Annotated in this window: 13 protein-coding genes, 2 tRNA genes and 1 pseudogene; 4 read left to right on the top strand and 12 right to left on the bottom strand. The window is 31.8% G+C overall.

The genetic code is table 11. From position 1 onward, the window contains the following. Positions 1–17: 17 nt before the first annotated feature. From GOY13_RS01880 to GOY13_RS01870, 3 genes are all read right to left on the bottom strand, one after another. Positions 18–91, bottom strand: a tRNA-Gln gene (locus GOY13_RS01880). A 24-nt stretch (positions 92–115) separates the two neighbouring features. Next, positions 116–427, bottom strand: coding sequence for a divalent-cation tolerance protein CutA (cutA, locus tag GOY13_RS01875; protein WP_246214279.1), 312 nt, complete (start codon positions 425–427; stop codon positions 116–118). A gap of 264 nt (positions 428–691) precedes the next feature. Further along, positions 692–2,011: an actin-bundling T4SS effector WalE1 family protein gene (locus GOY13_RS01870; protein ID WP_175814137.1), complete on the bottom strand. Its 1,320-nt coding sequence runs from the start codon at positions 2,009–2,011 to the stop codon at positions 692–694. Between the two features lie 443 nt (positions 2,012–2,454). Here GOY13_RS01870 and hflK point away from each other — a divergent pair, with 443 nt between their 5' ends. Genes hflK through GOY13_RS01855 form a run of 3 tightly spaced genes read left to right on the top strand, consistent with a single transcriptional unit; the run spans position 2,455 to position 5,837 of the window. Next, on the top strand, positions 2,455–3,486 hold the full coding sequence (hflK, locus tag GOY13_RS01865) for an FtsH protease activity modulator HflK (RefSeq protein ID WP_175814136.1): 1,032 nt from the start codon (positions 2,455–2,457) through the stop codon (positions 3,484–3,486). Positions 3,487–3,488: 2 nt separating this feature from the next. Continuing rightward, the gene (hflC, locus tag GOY13_RS01860) at positions 3,489–4,361 is read left to right on the top strand and encodes a protease modulator HflC (RefSeq protein WP_175814135.1); all 873 of its coding nucleotides are present in this window, start codon (positions 3,489–3,491) and stop codon (positions 4,359–4,361) included. 3 nt (positions 4,362–4,364) lie between these two features. Beyond that, positions 4,365–5,837, top strand: a complete 1,473-nt coding sequence (locus GOY13_RS01855; RefSeq protein WP_175814134.1) for a DegQ family serine endoprotease — start codon at positions 4,365–4,367, stop codon at positions 5,835–5,837. A 259-nt stretch (positions 5,838–6,096) separates the two neighbouring features. On the opposite strand, the gene GOY13_RS01850 is transcribed toward GOY13_RS01855, so the two are convergent. The 6 genes from GOY13_RS01850 to GOY13_RS01825 all read right to left on the bottom strand — a co-directional run bounded on the left by GOY13_RS01850 (position 6,097) and on the right by GOY13_RS01825 (position 12,210). Then, entirely contained in the window at positions 6,097–8,025 is a 1,929-nt protein-coding gene (locus GOY13_RS01850) for a hypothetical protein (protein WP_175814133.1), read from the bottom strand. Positions 8,026–8,045: 20 nt separating this feature from the next. Next, positions 8,046–8,255, bottom strand: coding sequence for a hypothetical protein (locus tag GOY13_RS01845; RefSeq protein ID WP_175814132.1), 210 nt, complete (start codon positions 8,253–8,255; stop codon positions 8,046–8,048). Positions 8,256–8,472: 217 nt separating this feature from the next. Beyond that, positions 8,473–9,849, bottom strand: coding sequence for a hypothetical protein (locus GOY13_RS01840; RefSeq protein ID WP_175814131.1), 1,377 nt, complete (start codon positions 9,847–9,849; stop codon positions 8,473–8,475). A gap of 294 nt (positions 9,850–10,143) precedes the next feature. Then, positions 10,144–10,923 carry an exodeoxyribonuclease III gene (locus GOY13_RS01835; RefSeq protein ID WP_175814130.1) on the bottom strand — a complete coding sequence of 260 codons (780 nt, stop codon included), beginning with the start codon at positions 10,921–10,923 and terminating at the stop codon, positions 10,144–10,146. Next, positions 10,923–11,630 (bottom strand): uroporphyrinogen-III synthase, encoded by a 708-nt coding sequence (locus GOY13_RS01830; protein ID WP_175814129.1) that lies wholly within the window; start codon positions 11,628–11,630, stop codon positions 10,923–10,925. Before GOY13_RS01830 ends, GOY13_RS01835 begins: the two co-directional genes overlap by 1 nt. Positions 11,631–12,125: 495 nt before the next feature. Then, a tRNA-Leu gene (locus GOY13_RS01825) sits at positions 12,126–12,210 on the bottom strand. A 61-nt stretch (positions 12,211–12,271) separates the two neighbouring features. Here GOY13_RS01825 and tldD point away from each other — a divergent pair. Then, positions 12,272–13,699 carry a metalloprotease TldD gene (gene tldD, locus GOY13_RS01820; RefSeq protein ID WP_175814128.1) on the top strand — a complete coding sequence of 476 codons (1,428 nt, stop codon included), beginning with the start codon at positions 12,272–12,274 and terminating at the stop codon, positions 13,697–13,699. Here the strand turns inward: tldD and GOY13_RS01815 are convergent. The 3 genes and pseudogenes from GOY13_RS01815 to GOY13_RS01805 form a co-directional block, all read right to left on the bottom strand. Continuing rightward, the gene (locus GOY13_RS01815; protein WP_175814127.1) at positions 13,694–14,005 is read right to left on the bottom strand and encodes a hypothetical protein; all 312 of its coding nucleotides are present in this window, start codon (positions 14,003–14,005) and stop codon (positions 13,694–13,696) included. The two genes, tldD and GOY13_RS01815, sit on opposite strands and share 6 nt — an antisense overlap. 77 nt (positions 14,006–14,082) lie before the next feature. Next, positions 14,083–14,595, bottom strand: a complete 513-nt coding sequence (locus GOY13_RS01810) for a hypothetical protein (RefSeq protein ID WP_175814126.1) — start codon at positions 14,593–14,595, stop codon at positions 14,083–14,085. 1,078 nt (positions 14,596–15,673) lie between these two features. Beyond that, positions 15,674–17,035, bottom strand: a pseudogene (locus tag GOY13_RS01805) (5'-3' exonuclease H3TH domain-containing protein); the annotation flags it as partial. Positions 17,036–17,122: the final 87 nt, after the last annotated feature.

Below are 17,122 nucleotides of genomic sequence, written 5' to 3'. Positions count from 1 at the left end.
TTACAGCACCTTTAATATGGCTGGGGTGGAAGGATTCGAACCTTCGCTGGCGGTACCAAAAACCGCTACCTTACCACTTGGCTACACCCCAATATTATTTACAGTAACAATATTATTAAATATTATTAACCCAATCATTAAAAGATTTATTTATTACCTCTATTGGTATTACTATAATAGATGGCTGATCGTAAGAATGCATTGCTTCAATTTTTTTTATAATGCTATCCACTTTGCTGCTTTTACCTTTCATAATTGCCACTGTTTCATAATTATCTTGAATTTCACCTTTCCATAAATATAGAGAACTTACCTTAGGAAATATATTTATACATACAACTAATTTTTTATTTAACAATTCTTTAGAAATAGCTTTAGCCTCCCTTAAGCTTGAAAAAGTCGTGTAAACCAAAACTATATTACTCATTAAATCTGCATAAACATATTGCTAATATACTTTGCTTAGAGTAATCTCTCAAGAGAAAAGAGAACCTTCCATAAAGGCAAATCATTAAGCTTAAAGCTAATGAACTGCCTGCGTAAAACCACCTAGTTTACTCAAATGCTTAAAAGTAAAATGTTAGCATATTAGGATTAAGTAAAAGTAGAATATTTCAGAATAAACTTCTGATTAAAAAAGATCAAAAAAGGATGTTACAAAAAATAACATCCTTTGCAGGAAGAAGTAATTTTACTTACACCTATTTGCAACTGCAGGTACTTTCATAGGTATGTACGGTTGAACATCAGCCTCAACAGACATGTCAGTAGAAGGTTGCTGTTTTCTTCTCAATTTATCCATACAATCTACTCTTTTTAATCCATCCTGGGTTTTTACCTTGCTATCAGATCCAGTAGCTATTACTAATTTTGGAGAAAAACCAAATGAATCTACTCCCCAATTAGTAGAACTACTACTTAAGCTACTAGATGAAGGGCTTCTTGCGAGAAAGTTAGAATTAACCATTCCAAAACCCTGAGAACTTGAACTAGAAACAACAGCAGTACTGTCAGTTTTTATAGAATCAACATCTGACAAACTACTTTCTAATGAACTGCCAACTGATCGTATCAAGCCTTTCTTACTTCCATACTTCTTTGCCGTTCCATTAAGCTTTTCTATAATACTAGAAAGCTTATATTCTATCTTAGATTCTTTAATAATTTTCATAATTTCATTATGATGTTCTGAGAAAATTTCATAAAGGTTGTTATCATCTTGAGCCAATAAGTTTTGTAATTTTTTAGCACTTAATCTATTGACAAAATCAGCTTGTTGACCTAATTGATTAATTAACCGGTCCTTTTTAAATCCATGTTGATCATCAACAGAATAAGCTTTTTCTAATATTTTCCCCTTCAACTCAGAGAATATCTTTTTAGTTAAAACAGAATTACCTACAGTTTTATCTTCGAAAACCTCTCTAAAAAACATTTCCTTTATATTATTAAAATTTTCTGTTTTTGCTGCTGTTTTTAATACAACAGCTTGATCTTTATGCTCTCCTAAATATGAAATCTTATCTAAATCAGACATATTTTTACCAAAATTACTTACCTTATTGCCAATTACCTTTAATGTAGAACTAGTTCCTTCTCTTACCGTTTGTCCCATATAACTTATAGCTTCTTTTACTGAATCTTTAGCATACACAGCACCACCTCTAGTTTTATCTGTAGCATATTTGAAGCCATTCTTTATTTCTATCTTGTGTTTATGTACAGCCATGCCAAGTGCTGTAAACAGCACGGTCGCAAATATTCCACCTACTATACTACCTGCGATTACTGGAGAAGCTACGATAGAAAAATTAGCTCCTATTACTGCTGTACCTATCAACAAGCTTAGTGTCACCATGTTCATTACTTCTAATGACTTTACTTTTTTCTCTAATGACTGCATCTGTTGTAAGAGATCATATAAAGCAAGAGGTGCATAGTTGCCATGTTGTTGATTTTGTTGAAGTTGTGCATCAATAACACCTGGATTTATTTCATTTTGACCTAACATTTTCACCTCACTACTAATTAAATACAATCTATATTGTATGCCTTTAGTTCTTAAGTTAGTGTTAACTTAAACGTCAGGTATTCACTCATCTAACAAGCAGTCTGCTAAACATATCTTCCAGGAATATGGAAAATGAAACTGAAACCTTTTTAAACTAAAGCATTTACGAGGTAAAAAAGGTATTTATACTTTTATCATAGCTATACTAACAAACAGTCTCATACTTTTTGTACTAACCCTTATAAAAGTAAGATATACTAAAAATAGTAAAAAGCAAAGTCAGAAAATTTAGCAATTTACTCCACTATAGAGAAAGTGAAGTAGAAAGTTATACCTTTGCTTACTTTTATTTTTCCTTCTTTGGCAATTAATTCATAAATAAAATAGATTTGCAATCTTCTATTAAAGAGGTAATATTAATATTAATTATATAGTTAATCACTATGTTCGATGAGAATAACCCTTGGAATCTAGGAAAAAAAACAGTAAGGAATACAACACATAACAAAGATACTTTTAGTAAGGCTATATCTGAAATAAGGTGTTTTTTCACTAGTTTAACTAGAAATAACAGCAGAAAACCTTGTTTAATATTTTTTATTATTCTATTTTTTTATGCTTGTACTGGATTCTATATCATTAATCCAAGTGAAGAAGGGATAGAGCTTATTTTTGGTAAGTACTCTAATACAAAAACACCAGGCTTGCGCTACAACTTTCCATATCCTATTGGTAAGGTTTTTAAAGTGAATGTTAAAGAAGTAAACCGTGAAGAGGTTGGGATAAGCGGTTCCTATGGGAAAGATACAGATCGTGGTGAAGGTGTAATGCTTACTGGAGATGAAAATATAGTTAACGTTAATTTTGAAGTTCAATGGCACGTTAGAGATGCTAGAGATTATTTATTCAAAGTGCGAGATTATAAACCCGGTTTTAGTGTTAAGAATGCTGCAGAAAGTGCCATGAGAGAAATAATAGGTAAAAACACAATCTCTTTTGCGCTTGGCCAAGGCAGACAAGGAATTCCTATAGATACTAAAGCTTTACTGCAACAGATTCTTGATGGGTATCAGATGGGTATAGAAGTTCTATCTATTCAGATGAAAAAAATTGATCCTCCAGAAAAAGTAATTAGCTCATTCAGAGATGTACAAAGCGCTCGTGCAGATAAAGAGCGTATTGTAAATGAGGCATATGCTTACAGCAATGATATTATACCACGAGCAAAAGGTGAAGCAATAAAAATAAAGTTAGATGCGGAAGCATATGAGAATGAGATAATAAATGAAGCAAAAGGTAACGCAAGTCACTTTTTATCCCTTTACAAGGAATATAAGCATAACCCATCTCTTGTAAAAAATCGTATCTATCTTGAAACTATGGAAAATATTCTTAATAAAGTAGATAAAGTTATCATCACTGACGATTTAAAAAGTATATTTTCTTATATGCCTCTTATAAGCTTGGAGAAATAGCTATGATTAGTAATACTAAAGTTGTTTTCATTTCTATATTTGCTATTCTTTCAGCCTTTCTATTTAACTCAGTATTTGTAGTACAGGAAGCAGAGCAAGCAATAGTCATGCAATTAGGCAAAGTCATAAGAGATATCAAAGAAAGTGGTTTATATTTTAAGTTACCATTTATAAATAACGTTGAATTTTTTGATAAGAGAGTTTTGGATTTGAGTCCAGATACAACTCCAAGAGAAGTGATAACTGCAGATCAGAAGCGCATCATAGTGGATGCTTATGCAAAATATAAAATAGTTAACCCCATTATTTTTTATCAAGCAGTAAGAAATGAGCTAGGGTTAGTCAGAAGATTATATCCAATTATGGAATCCCACTTAAGAGAAAACATAGTTAGGTTTTCACTAATTAGTTTATTAAATGAAAAAAGGTCAGAAGTCATGCAGTTGATCCAGCGTGGAGTTTACTCCGAAGCTAAAAATTTCGGTATAGAAATAATAGATGTTAGGATTAAAAGAGCAGATTTGCCTGAGGAGAATAGTTCTGCAATATTCCGTCGTATGCAAACTGAGAGGGAAAAAGAAGCAAAGGAAATAAGAGCAAAGGGAGAGCAAATAGGACAGGAAATTAGATCAAAAGCTGATAAACAAAAAAGGGAGATCATTTCTAGTGCAGTAAAAGAAGCCTATGAAATAAGAGGACGTGGGTACGCTGAAGCAACCAGAATTTACAATGAAGCATTTAAGTCTGATCAAGAGTTTTTTAATTTCTATCGTTCTATGAACGCTTACAGCAAATCTTTTAGTGGAAGCAATACTAAATTTGTACTCTCACAAAATAGCAATTTTTTGGATATTTTAAATAAAGGATGGAAGTAATTTATGAGAAGTAAAGTTTTATCTATATTTTTATGCCTTTTAATTTCATCTTCTTTATATGCTAGGGTACTTAACTGGAATACAGAAAAGACTACGGATATTGATACTTCTGCGTACAATTGCAATCAAGGACTTGCTGATTTAGTAGAAGAGCTTATTCCTGCATTTGTTAGCATATCAAGTGAACAGGTTATTAAACAAGGAAGTAGCAACAAGACTAGAGTTCCATTACCAAGAAATGATTTTTTCGATGGTTTTAGAGAATTCTTTGAATACTTTGATCAATTTTTTATGGATAAGAGTCCAAATATCAATAGAGAAGCAGTACTACTCGGATCTGGGTTTATTATAGATAAGAGTGGAATTATAGTTACTAATTATCATGTTATTAAAAATGCCCAGCATATCACAGTTACCATGAACGATGATACTTATTTTAGGGCAGAAGTTTTAGGCTATGACGCAAAAACTGATCTTGCTGTGCTTAAAATTAAGGCAGGCAAAGATCTCTCCTTTGTAACACTTGGCAATTCTGATAAGGCAAGGGTTGGTGATATGGTTATGGCAATAGGAAACCCATTTGGTTTAGGTGGTTCTGTAAGTACAGGAATTATATCTGCAAGGTCTAGAGATATTAGTATTGGTACTATGAACGAATTTATTCAAACGGATGCTGCAATCAATAGAGGTAATTCTGGTGGTCCTTTGTTTGATTTAAATGGGAAGGTTATAGGCATTAATACAGCTATTTATTCTCCATCTGAGTCTGGAGGTAATGTTGGTATAGGTTTTGCTATACCATCTAACATAGCTGTACCAATCATTAATAAGTTAAAAGATGGGAAAAAGGTAAAGCACGGTTGGCTTGGTGTACAAGTTCAGCGTATAACAATAGATTTTGCAGAGTCATTAGGTTTGAAAGATACAAAAGGTGCATTAGTCGCAAGTATAGTAAAGGGTAGTCCTGCAGAAAAAGGTGGTATTAAAGTAGGAGATGTATTACTAGAATTTGATGGGAAAATAGTTGATAGAATGGCACAATTACCTCAAATGGTTTCAAGGACTGAACCTGGGAAAAAGGTACAAGTAAAACTATTGAGAAAGGGCAAAGAAGTTAACATTAAGGTCATTATTGGAGAATCCATAAACGATATCCAAGATGACAATCAAGAAGAAAATTCATCAACATCTGATTACGTAACTGGCTTAACTATTTCAGATATATCAAAAGAAGGTAATTCATCTATAAAAGGTATAATGGTTACTAATGTAGATATCTATAAGAATCCTACATTACGTGACCTTAAAAAGGGAGATATTATCATGCAGGTGAATGAAACTAGTATAGAGAACATCAAAAGTTTCCAAAATCAAATAAACTTAGTAAAAGAGCAGGATAGCAGGAAGGCGATAATGTTGCTTGTTTATCGTAATGGAAATCAATTTTTTACTTCAATAAAGTTGAAAAAGCAGTAGATTCACTTCTGAATCTCAGGGTAATATCAGCTTATGACTTGCTTATTTATAGTTTTAGCTATGTTACAGGCAAATCACAAGATCTATCTTTTACTAAAATCAGAATCAAGTTTTATCTTTAGCAGTAATCTGTGAATTGCTCTTTAATACTATAAAATTCTATAATAAGAAATAATAGAGTAAAACTTACTTTCTAGCTCTTATGTTGATTACCTGACTTACTGATTTAATAAAATTAAATAAAGTAGTATAAGCTCAACTAATATTCCAAGGATTTTCCTTTTTGTGCTTGTATCTTCTGGAAATACTTTTTAACATTTGGAAAATCTAGCTTCTCTCGAGGCAGATCAAACATTGACTTTGATGACCTTGCAATTCCTTCGCACAGAGTACTAAGTGAAGTATGCATAGAAAATAATTTCTGAGATTTAAATTCTTGACTATACTTTCTTTGCAACATTAATGATATACGTGGAACTCTAATGACTTGAATCTTTGGGATCTTTTGATTGAAATGAGATAATGTTTTTGTTATGGGAGACTTATTATCGGTACTTGAAGTAGTAGATTCTCTTGACATGCATGAAGTGCTACTATTTGAAGATTTATCACTCATTTCAGATAAATTTATATTATGATATATCTCACCTATTTCTGCGTCTTGCTTAAACCCTTGATTGAACAGATGTACCTGCACTCGCTTAAGTAATGAACTTGGTTGTGAATTACTCTCTTCACCAGAACTAAAAGATTGATATCCATTTTGTGTTTTCTTCAGTAGTTGCAGATTTGATCTGCTACCATTAGCAGAGCATTCCTTAATAGATCTTATACCACTACCGTCTGAACTACTTTTAGTTTTTGAACCTAATGTTTTGGCTTTTGGTGAACTTGATTTAGTAAGATAGTTGTTACTCCTATTTAATACTGAATATCGCATATCAGCTATTTCAGTAACACCTGAATAATTGATACTTTCACCTTGATACTTAAGTACTAGAGGTACCTCTGAGTCAAGCTCAGGAAATATAAAACCTAATTTTGAACTTATATCAAGATCAGCTGTAAACTCGAAATATCCAGTTTTTTCATTATATGCAATTGGAGAGTACATGATTTCAGGAAGTACTTGAGCAATTTTTTTATTAGAGATAGCGTGAACTGGATTTTTATAATTTGCAATACTCAATTTTTCAGTCTTACCTCTAATATCACTTATAAGAGTTTTATTCATTACTGAGTTAACTTCATACATATCACTATTTCTTAGAAGTTCAAGTTGACCATCATATCTCTTTATTAAAGGTATAAGAGCAAAGTAATTACCACTCTCCCTTTCCTTTTCATCTATAAAAATATCATAGTCATATCCATCAACCAATTTTCCTATACATTTAGAAATTAATCCACCAAGAATACCTTTAAAATTCTCAATTTTAGAATATTCCCTACCTGGAGTTCTAAAAGTAAGTGCTATTCGCCCTCCAACATACTTAGCCACGTTTTCAACTACCTTATCATTTATATTTCTAATATATAATATATTACCTTCACAATGATAAAAGTCAGAATTTTCTAAATCACATTCCTCTAATCTCGAGTTGAGTTCTTGAATATACATCTTCTTAAATAATTCAAGGATTTCTGAATCAAACCCTTCCTTTTCAAAGTAATTACCATCAAAAGCTATACAGTATAGATAGTCCTTTTTTAAAGGATGAGCTCCATAAAATGAACCTATCTTAATAGTACTTCTTACCCATTCATGACCTTCTTCTTCTGTTATTCCTGTTTCTACTACTAAACGTGCAATCAATTTTAATGTCACAGCCCTATCAAGCTCATTAACTAAATGTATCTTTAAATTATGAATCACTTCTTTATCTGTAGAATCTGCAAGCTCTACTGCTACAATATTTTCACCTAAATACTTCTTATTAGCGTTAACACCTAGAACAAAAGGAAAACAGCTTAAATTGTAATATCTACCTGCTACTACTTCCCTATCAAGATATTGTTGTTTTATTATTTCCTTTCTTATCCTGTGCAAATATTCTACTACATTAGTATTATAAGCAAACACACCAATAATTTTTTTATCTTTTACAATCAAATTAGTATTAACCCTGTCACAAAAATAATTGTTTAAGTTAAACACATTAACCAGAGCCTTTACAAAATCACCCATAATCTCCTTGCTAAAACCATTTATGAAACAACATTACTACTCTCATTGCTACTGATGCTAGTAGCATTGCTACTACCTAATTGCGTATTAGGTCTATCATTTTCATGTTGCTTCTTTTCTAGCCTATATTTATCAATATCAATCTTTTCATACTTACCACTTGGGATCCATGTACCATCAGGTTGAGGACCCCAATCATCTTCTTCATTATTATTGGTATTACCCCGCATATCACTTCCAATAAAAGTATTATGTAATTAGTATACTTAGAATAAATTCGAGTGCAAACACTTTTTTATGTTTTCTTTCAAAAAACTTCATCCTTTCTTGTGCTAGCTAGTAGATCCAATACCAGAATTTAGTTTTTATAATTCTGTCAAAACCCTCTATTGTAATAGATTATACAATTACAGGATCGAATTTACTGTTGATTTGCACTTTTCCCTGTTACCTACTCCTCAATAAAGACAACTCTGAAGTATTTATTAAAGCTACATGACTTTTGACTTTTACGCTTTTACACTTACTTGTTGGTTGAAAATCACTCACAACAGAAGACCTTCCTCTTTGTAAACTCCTCTCAGCAATTTTTTCCTTAAATTCCCCGTCGGGAATACCAACTTTTGGCTTATTATCAAACTCTGATTCTCTTTTACTAACACTGCTAGTAGCACTATATCCATTAATGAACACTGCTTTTGTTTTACGAATACTTTCATTAAAGTCTATATTGTAACCAGTAGATATTCCTTGACTCTTAGAATCAAATATTATCCCACCTTCCATAAATCCTTCCTCTATAATTCTGACTAGATATATAGTTAGCCTTAACTCATCCTTTCTTTCTCCACGTCCCTTTTTTTGTTCATTACACCTCAGTATCTTAGGTTTATTTTTATTTACATTACCTTTATGTATATAAAACTTTGTGGTTTTCAGAGACTCTAGCAAAAGCTTTCGCTCTTCTTTGGTCAAAAAGATTGGCTCTTTCAACCAGATTCCAGTGTTTGGCACTGGGATAATACCATACACAAGTTGAAATTTCTCTCCTATACCTACTTTAATTTTTTCATTTTCATAGGCTTCTTTATCTACTTCCTCTCTCAGTAATGTTTTGCGCCCTCCTCTATCCTCTTCAGCTGCTTTTGTCAAAAAAGTAACTCCAACTGAAAGCGATTCAGCAACTGAGAAAGTTAGCCAACTAATCAGCAATGTTTGTATTTTTAGTTTTAAACTTTGCAATAACTCTAAACGACCCAATATTTTTGTAAACTCTTCAAGAGATAACTCACCATTACCTATTTTTTTCTGTAACTCTTTTATTGCTTTTTCTAGTTTCTCATTAGAACTTAATTCTCTTGAAAAGACTTCCTTGATTAATCTCTTAAGCTTATCATGGATAAATTTTATGACCATAGCAACGTAATTTTTTCCTTCTCTTCTCTTTACAATGCTGTAGATTTGTAGGTCTGTATTTACCACGAGCTCACTGTTTATGAAGTTAAAAAATCTAAAAAGCTTCTTCAGTAAAATACCTATGTAGGTTATAAGATAGTCGTCTTCTTCACTCAAATGAATATCTGGATCAGATGCTTCAACACTAGGGCCCTTTGAAAGGGTTAGCTTCTTAGATAACAAGTCATCAACGCAACTGGAAGCCAGATTTTGCAATTCAATGCGTTTAGCAGCAATATATTTTTCAATTTTATCTGCAGTAGATTTTAGTTGATTCAGTTTGCTTTCTGAAGATAAGTTTTCTGTTACAATCTTCCTAAGGTAAATTGGACTATCGCTTAAGTTGTCACTAAAAAAATCATTTACCATGGGCCCCCTGACATAATTAAAGCGTAATCTAAATTTTAGAGTACTAAATATTCAACAAGTATTAACTCTAAAATTGCTAAAATCCCACTAAACTTCTAAACCATATAGTATACAACTTTACTAATACCTTCAATATTTTGAACTCCAGATTTTATCTTTCTTCATAAAATTAGTTTTATTGATCTCTATTTATTATCTATTCCATATACAAAAAGTATTTAATATAGTTATTATAACTCCCATTATGACATTACACAACAATTATACTTCCCTTTCTTCTCTCGAAAGAACTACTCACCATATAGTACATACAACAGGTATATGATCAGATGGATTTCTTAGTTCTCGAAATTTATCTTCTATGTAGCACATTTCTAATCTATCTGCAGCCTGTGGTGATAATAGTATATAATCTATTCGCATTCCTTGGTTCCTTAGAAATGAATTGCATCTATAATCCCACCAAGTAAATTGCTGTAAATCTGGGTGAGATATTCTAAATGCATCTTTGAACCCAAGATTTAAAATTGCCCTCAACTTTTCACGCTCTTCTATATGGAAGCATATTTTGCCATTAAAAAAAACAGGATCAAAAACATCAATTTCATCTAGCGCAACATTATAATCACCGGCTACAATAGTCAGCTCTTCATTTTTCAATAAATCATTTGTTTTTTTATATAAGTTATCATAAAACTTAAGCTTATATGCAAAAGCACAAGAATCAGGGCTCTGACCATTTGGAATATATATACTTGCCACTCTTACCTTTTGATTATTGTATTTTATTACGCATTCTACATAACGTGCTTCCTTGTAATCCTTTACAATATCAATTGTAAATGTCTCGAGTATTGGATGTTTAGATAAAATGCAAACGCCATTCCTTGCAACCTGTCCATAGACAGCACATTTATATCCAAGCCTTTCTATCTCATCATAAGGAAACTGCTTCTCCGTGCATCTTATCTCTTGCAGTAGAATTATATCTATTTGATCATCAATTATGAAATCACAAACTTGGCCAATCCTCCTGCGTATAGAGTTCACGTTCCAAGTTGCAACTTTCAACATTAGTGATCTTTATTAATTATATTAATTAAACTTTCCATGGTAGGTAGCTTCGATGTCATAATCTTTTTCCACTTGACTAACTTTAAACTATCAGCAATATTCTTACTCATAGTATATGCGATTATACTCGCCATTGTATATGATAGACCGCTTTTTAGGACTAAAGAACAAAACACTCTTGCTGTCTGTGAGGAAAAAAAAACAATACTATTGACTTTATTACCAGATAATAAGTTTTTGCACCTATTGGTTAGGCTCTTTTTAATGATTGTTTTATAGAGTATGACTTCTCTCACATAAAAACCTTCTTCAGATAACCTCTTCTTTAAATCGCACGATACTTCTTGCCCTCTTATATACAAAAACTTTACTGTTATTGAATAGTGATTTTTTATAAATGATACCAGACCATCAACATTGCTATCTGCTGATATAATATTAGAGAATCCTAAATCCTTTGCAGTTTGCATAGTCGAGTTGCCAACTGCAACAATCTGAATATCATCTACCTTACATATTTGAGTAAATGCCTTTACACTATTCTTGCTTGTAGATATTACTACATCAAATTCATATGTAGATATATCAGGCTGTAAGTACTTTATTGTGAACACCGGCTCTATATATACTTTATATCCATATTTTCTCAACGTATTTCTTGTGTTCAATGAATCTGATAAAGGTCTCGTTAATAAGATGGACTTCATTCTAACTTGTTTTACTATAGATAAAAATAATACCTTTATAAATAAATTACTAAATAAAAATTTTCTAGCTATAGCAATGATAGTTACTGGTACTTTTAATAACTTAGAGTTTTACTATTTTTTTGTAAAATTGTCATACTAAATATAAACATTGATCCCTTCCCTTCTTAGTTACCTATTACTTCAACAGCACATTTGTATAATAGGTATGCTACTAATTTCTATCTGCTTTTTTATTATTTTACTATAGATTTGAGATCAAGTATTATACAATATAGTCTGCTTCAATTGTTCTTACTACTTAGGCACTACATAACTTGTATTCCATAAAAAGTTAGGTAATCTAAGATGAATTACCATATTAAGCTATATGTAACCTAGCATCCTTAGCGAGTTCATGTTTTCCTGTAAGAAAGCCTCTCTTCCCTCATAAATTCAAACTTAGCAAGCATATACGTTACAAAGTTACTTTGCTTAAAAATAAAAAATTAAGAGTGCCAGAGAGAAGATTTGAACTTCCATAACTTGAAAAGTTACTAGCACCTGAAGCTAGCGCGTATACCAATTTCGCCACCCTGGCTTTTTGTAGTTTACTATATTAAAATTAAATAATACACTTAAGTAACTTTTAGTTCAAGGCAATGCCAGATAACATAGACATAGATCAAATATTTTTTGCTCAAAATGATGTGAATATTAGTAATATACATAAAATAGTCAGTAATGCTCTGAGCAATAGTGATGGTGGTGAGCTATTCTTAGAGTTTTGCCAATCAGAGTCTTTGATTTTTAATGATAACATACTGAAGCATATGAATTTGAATACCAGAAAAGGTTTTGGCCTGAGGTCTTTTTGCGAGAGTAATACGTCCTTTATATGCTCTTCTGAGATCAGTGAAAAAGAAATTAGTAACGCTGCTTCTATAGTGAGAAGTTCAACATCTTTAAACAAAGCAAATTTCACAAGATTAAAAGATGAGACAAAGAATCTATATCATAGGATTAACCCAATAAATGAAATAGATCTGACCTCAAAAATAAAGCTGATTAATGAAGTTAATGAGTATGTAAGGTCTAAGAATACTTGTGTAAAGCAAGTAAAGGTAACTCTGAGTGGAGAGTGGCAAGTTATACAAATAATAAGAGACGATTACAGATTAAGTGACATCAGGCCCTTGGTTTGTTTTAATGTGATAGTTATTGTAGAGAAAAATGGCCGTACTGAAAGGGGTTTTGCTGGGCATGGAGGAAGGAACTTTTATAGTAAATTTATCTCTGAAAAAAAATGGAAAGGAGTTGCAAACCAAGCGCTAGAACAAGCATTAGTAAACCTTGAAGCAGTTCCAACTCTAGCTGGAGAGATGACGGTTGTCCTAGGTTCAGGTTGGCCTGGGGTTTTGTTACATGAAGCTGTAGGTCATGGGCTTGAAGGTGATTTTAATCGTAAAGGAGTTTCAGCATTTTCAGATTCTATTGGCAAGCAAGTAGCATCTGACGCCATTACAGTAGTTGATGATGGAACTTTACCTAACTTACGTGGTTCTATTAGTATAGATGATGAAGGCACAACTGCTAGTTATAACGTATTGATAGAAGATGGAATTTTAAAGGGATATATGCAGGATTATATGAACGCTAAACTCATGGGTGTCAACACAACTGGTAATGGCAGAAGGGAAAGCTATAAAAAAATTACTATGCCACGCATGACAAATACCTATATGTTACCAGGCAAGTATACACCAGAAGAAATAATATCTAGTGTAAGAAAAGGTCTATATGCAGTAAATTTTAGTGGCGGGCAAGTTGATATAACTTCAGGGAAATTTATCTTTTCATCCTCAGAAGCCTATTTAATAGAAAATGGTAAAGTTACACAGCCTGTCAAAGGTGTGACACTAATCGGTGATGGTCCAACAGTACTGAAGAAAATATCTATGATTGGCAACGATTTAAAGCTAGATCCTGGCATTGGCACGTGTTCAAAAAATGGGCAAGATGTACCAGTTGGCGTTGGTCAACCAACACTCAAGATCGATTCAATCACAGTAGGGGGAACTGAGCTATAAACCATGCTGATTTCCTACTACTTTTCTACGATCATCTTCTTTCCACTGAAAGGATTTATTTTGGTTGGCCTTAACTTTATCAAACATAGTAAATAGCTTACTGTTTTCTCTTGTTTTGACAGGCAATTTGTCCTTTTCAATTTCTGTTCCTAAAATTTTACTAATACCATCACTAATTTTATCGCTCCATTTCATCTTATCTAACGAATTAGGATTATATAAGGTATCTTTTTTATCATTTGAAAAGAGGCTCTTTATTGCTACTGATATGGATAATATAAGAAGAATACAATTGATTGTTGACATAACTGGGCTAATGCTAAATACCAGTGTTGAAAAAGCAAAAAGGATAATATGGGATAAAAATTTGCATAAGAATATCATTACCATCCCTTCATCACCAAGTAGTAATCCATCATTTTCTTTTTTGCCTTTATTAGGAAATAACAATCCACACTTGAAAGAACCAAAAAAAAATTAGGATCTATGTTGATCCCAAATAGCCACCCAATAAGCTTCACAAAAGAATCTTTAGCTTCCGTGTTGCATATATCAGACATGCATTCATCAATTATTTTCTCTACTTCACCATTCTTTAAATTTTCTTTGCTTGCTAAATTCCCTTTCTTAACTCTCTCAAGTATAGAAAGCAAAAACTGAAGAAAACTTTCTTCACTTAGTAATTTTATATATTTTAATTTAGCATTTTTGAATACAAACTTGCCTTGATCTAGCATGAAAGTAAATGCAACCTTATCCTCTTCTTTTATCTCTTCAGAGAGCACTTTATTTTTTATCAATTGCATAAAGGTATAATATATTACCTTATACTTCCCTTCGGGGATTACTTCACTATCTTTACTTAAAACTTTAAAAGGCTCAAATTCCTCACGCATAGAGATTCGATACTGACCCGTGTACTCATATATATTTAAATTATATCTTATTTTTCATATCAGTTCAAATAATCTTTTCCTCAAAATTTTATCACTTAAATCATAACTAAGATTAAAACCTCAATTACAGTTGATTTGACCTTCATCTTAAATAGTACAAAAATTTTCACTATATTTCTTACCATACATTTCATGTGTTTTACTACTTCTTGTGCATTATTGCCTATAACTCAATTAGTAGTTTACTACGAACCTGGAGAATTATTTTGCTTCTTTACTTGCAATAAATAAGTACCTACCCTCCATTCATATAGATCTTTATCCTAGATAAAAGAAGAAATAATGACTAATATATTCAGAAGCCTCTTAAGCAGGTAGCTTTAAAACTGCTTCTAAAGCAGGACAGGTTACGCTATATAATGGCTAAGACAACTATTGGAATTTTTTATCTTATTTGTTTATCTGTACCTTCTTCTTGTACTCGAAAACTTGCTTTATAGTGACATTAGTAATCTAAATATCTTAAAGATGCTGCACCGTGTACCAAAAGTCTCAATCCTATTCGAACAATTGATAAAACACACAACTATCACCTTTTCGCTCCAATGAATACTTATCCAGTCAGATTTCACCGCTCTCCTTATAGGAATACCATCTAGATTAGAGAGTTACTAGGACTGAGGGATTTCTACTGAAACTATCAAAACCTACATGCACTTTACTCTATGAGAGGATTAACCATCTATTAAACGCGCCAGTGCAAGTACCATCTAGTTTATTTGAGTGTTAACAATCTAAAATATTACTTATAATTTTAGCCACTTACATTCTAAATCATTCCAAAACTTCAGAGTCTATGTATAAGTCCAAATTTTGACCTTTCTTTTTTCTGGAATGGACATGTCCTAAAAACAAAACTCAACTTGATTTTTTAGTAAAGCAAATATTAAACCTCCAACTGATGCTTGATATATCACTTCCAAATATAGTGAGAAGAGTAACTACTAAAATTTACTAAGAATTTCTATCACCTTGAACATTTAGCAATACTACACTTTCTCTCTAGTTAAACATCATTCATAAGCAGCTTATCAAAACGCTCATAGACTGTAAAAAGCTTTTCCTGAAATAGTCTTTGCGTTAGCTTTTTATAGATCACTACTAATGTTTTTGCTGAAAAAGTTTTTATACTTCCACTTAAGTTATGAATAACTATGCTCAAGATACTATGATCATGCTTCTCTCTATCAAGACTATATGACATTATCATCAAATCGTCAACTGAGCTTAGCACTTTTTCTATTACAGGAAATATTTTTCTTATTTCCCTAATGTTGCATATTATTTTAAGTACTCCTCTTAAAAGCAGAGTTGAATTTACTATAACCAATGCATCTTGCAGGCAATTTTGGTTTATATAAAAAATACTATCCTCACTATAAGATAAGGAAACCATGTTTAATACATTATTTTCAAAATGACAGTAGATTGCAATTTTACCATTATATCTACAACACTCTAAAAATTTTTCTAATCTTTCGCTTCCATATTCTATTTTATCTTTTATTCCAGGTTTACTTTGTGGAAAAAGCTTCTCTATTTTGTATACTAAAGAATGAAATTCATACTTCTTCAAAAAGGGTAGCAATTCCCTTGTGTTTGGAGAATAGACCTCATATTTTGCAATATCACACTGAAGATTTACTTTTTCACATAGAGAAAAAAGTTTTTTTGAAAGCAATGCTTTTTCTTTATGTTCAGTGAAAATATTACGAATCCTTGTTTGCTTGATGTTATTAATATTTTCCATAATATTATCTACCGAATTAAACTCATCTAGAAGTTTAATCGCGGTTTTTGGACCTATTCCTGGAACACCAGGAATGTTATCAGGTACATCACCAATTAGAGAAAATAAATCAAGAAGTTTACTTGAATTTACACCAAACTTTTCTATTACTTGTTTTTCATTTATATATATATTTTTAATAGGATCAAATATAAGAATATTGTAACTCAACAGCTGAAGCAAATCTTTATCTGATGAAACTACTACTACTTTGAAGCCTTTATGGTTAGCATATTTTGCAACTAGTGTTGCAATTATATCATCTGCTTCATAGCCTTCAACCTCTTCGTAACTAAGATTAAAGGCTTCTATTGCTTCCTTCAGTATTGCAAATTGCGTGATTAAATCTTTATGGGGTGTTATTCTGTTTGCTTTGTACTTATAATATAAATCGTGCCTAAAATTCTTCTTCCCAGAGTCAAGTGCTATAACTAAGTAATCTGAACATGTAATATACTTTAGAATCATATTAAGAAAGCCATATACAGCCCCTATTGGGATGCCAGTTGTAGTGATTAAATTATGCAAAACATAATAAGCCCTGAAAAGAAAACCATAACCATCAACAATTGTGAAAATTTTTTCTTGCATCTGAATGCTTATATGGTACTCAATAATCTATTATTTAGGCATAAAATCAAGTCTTTGTTTTTTATATTTGAGCGCTACAGAGGCCTT

Source organism: Wolbachia endosymbiont of Cruorifilaria tuberocauda (assembly GCF_013365475.1).
Lineage (GTDB): Bacteria > Pseudomonadota > Alphaproteobacteria > Rickettsiales > Anaplasmataceae > Wolbachia.
The sequence above is the reverse complement of the archived record's forward strand: the minus strand, read 5'-3'. Positions and strand labels throughout refer to the sequence as shown.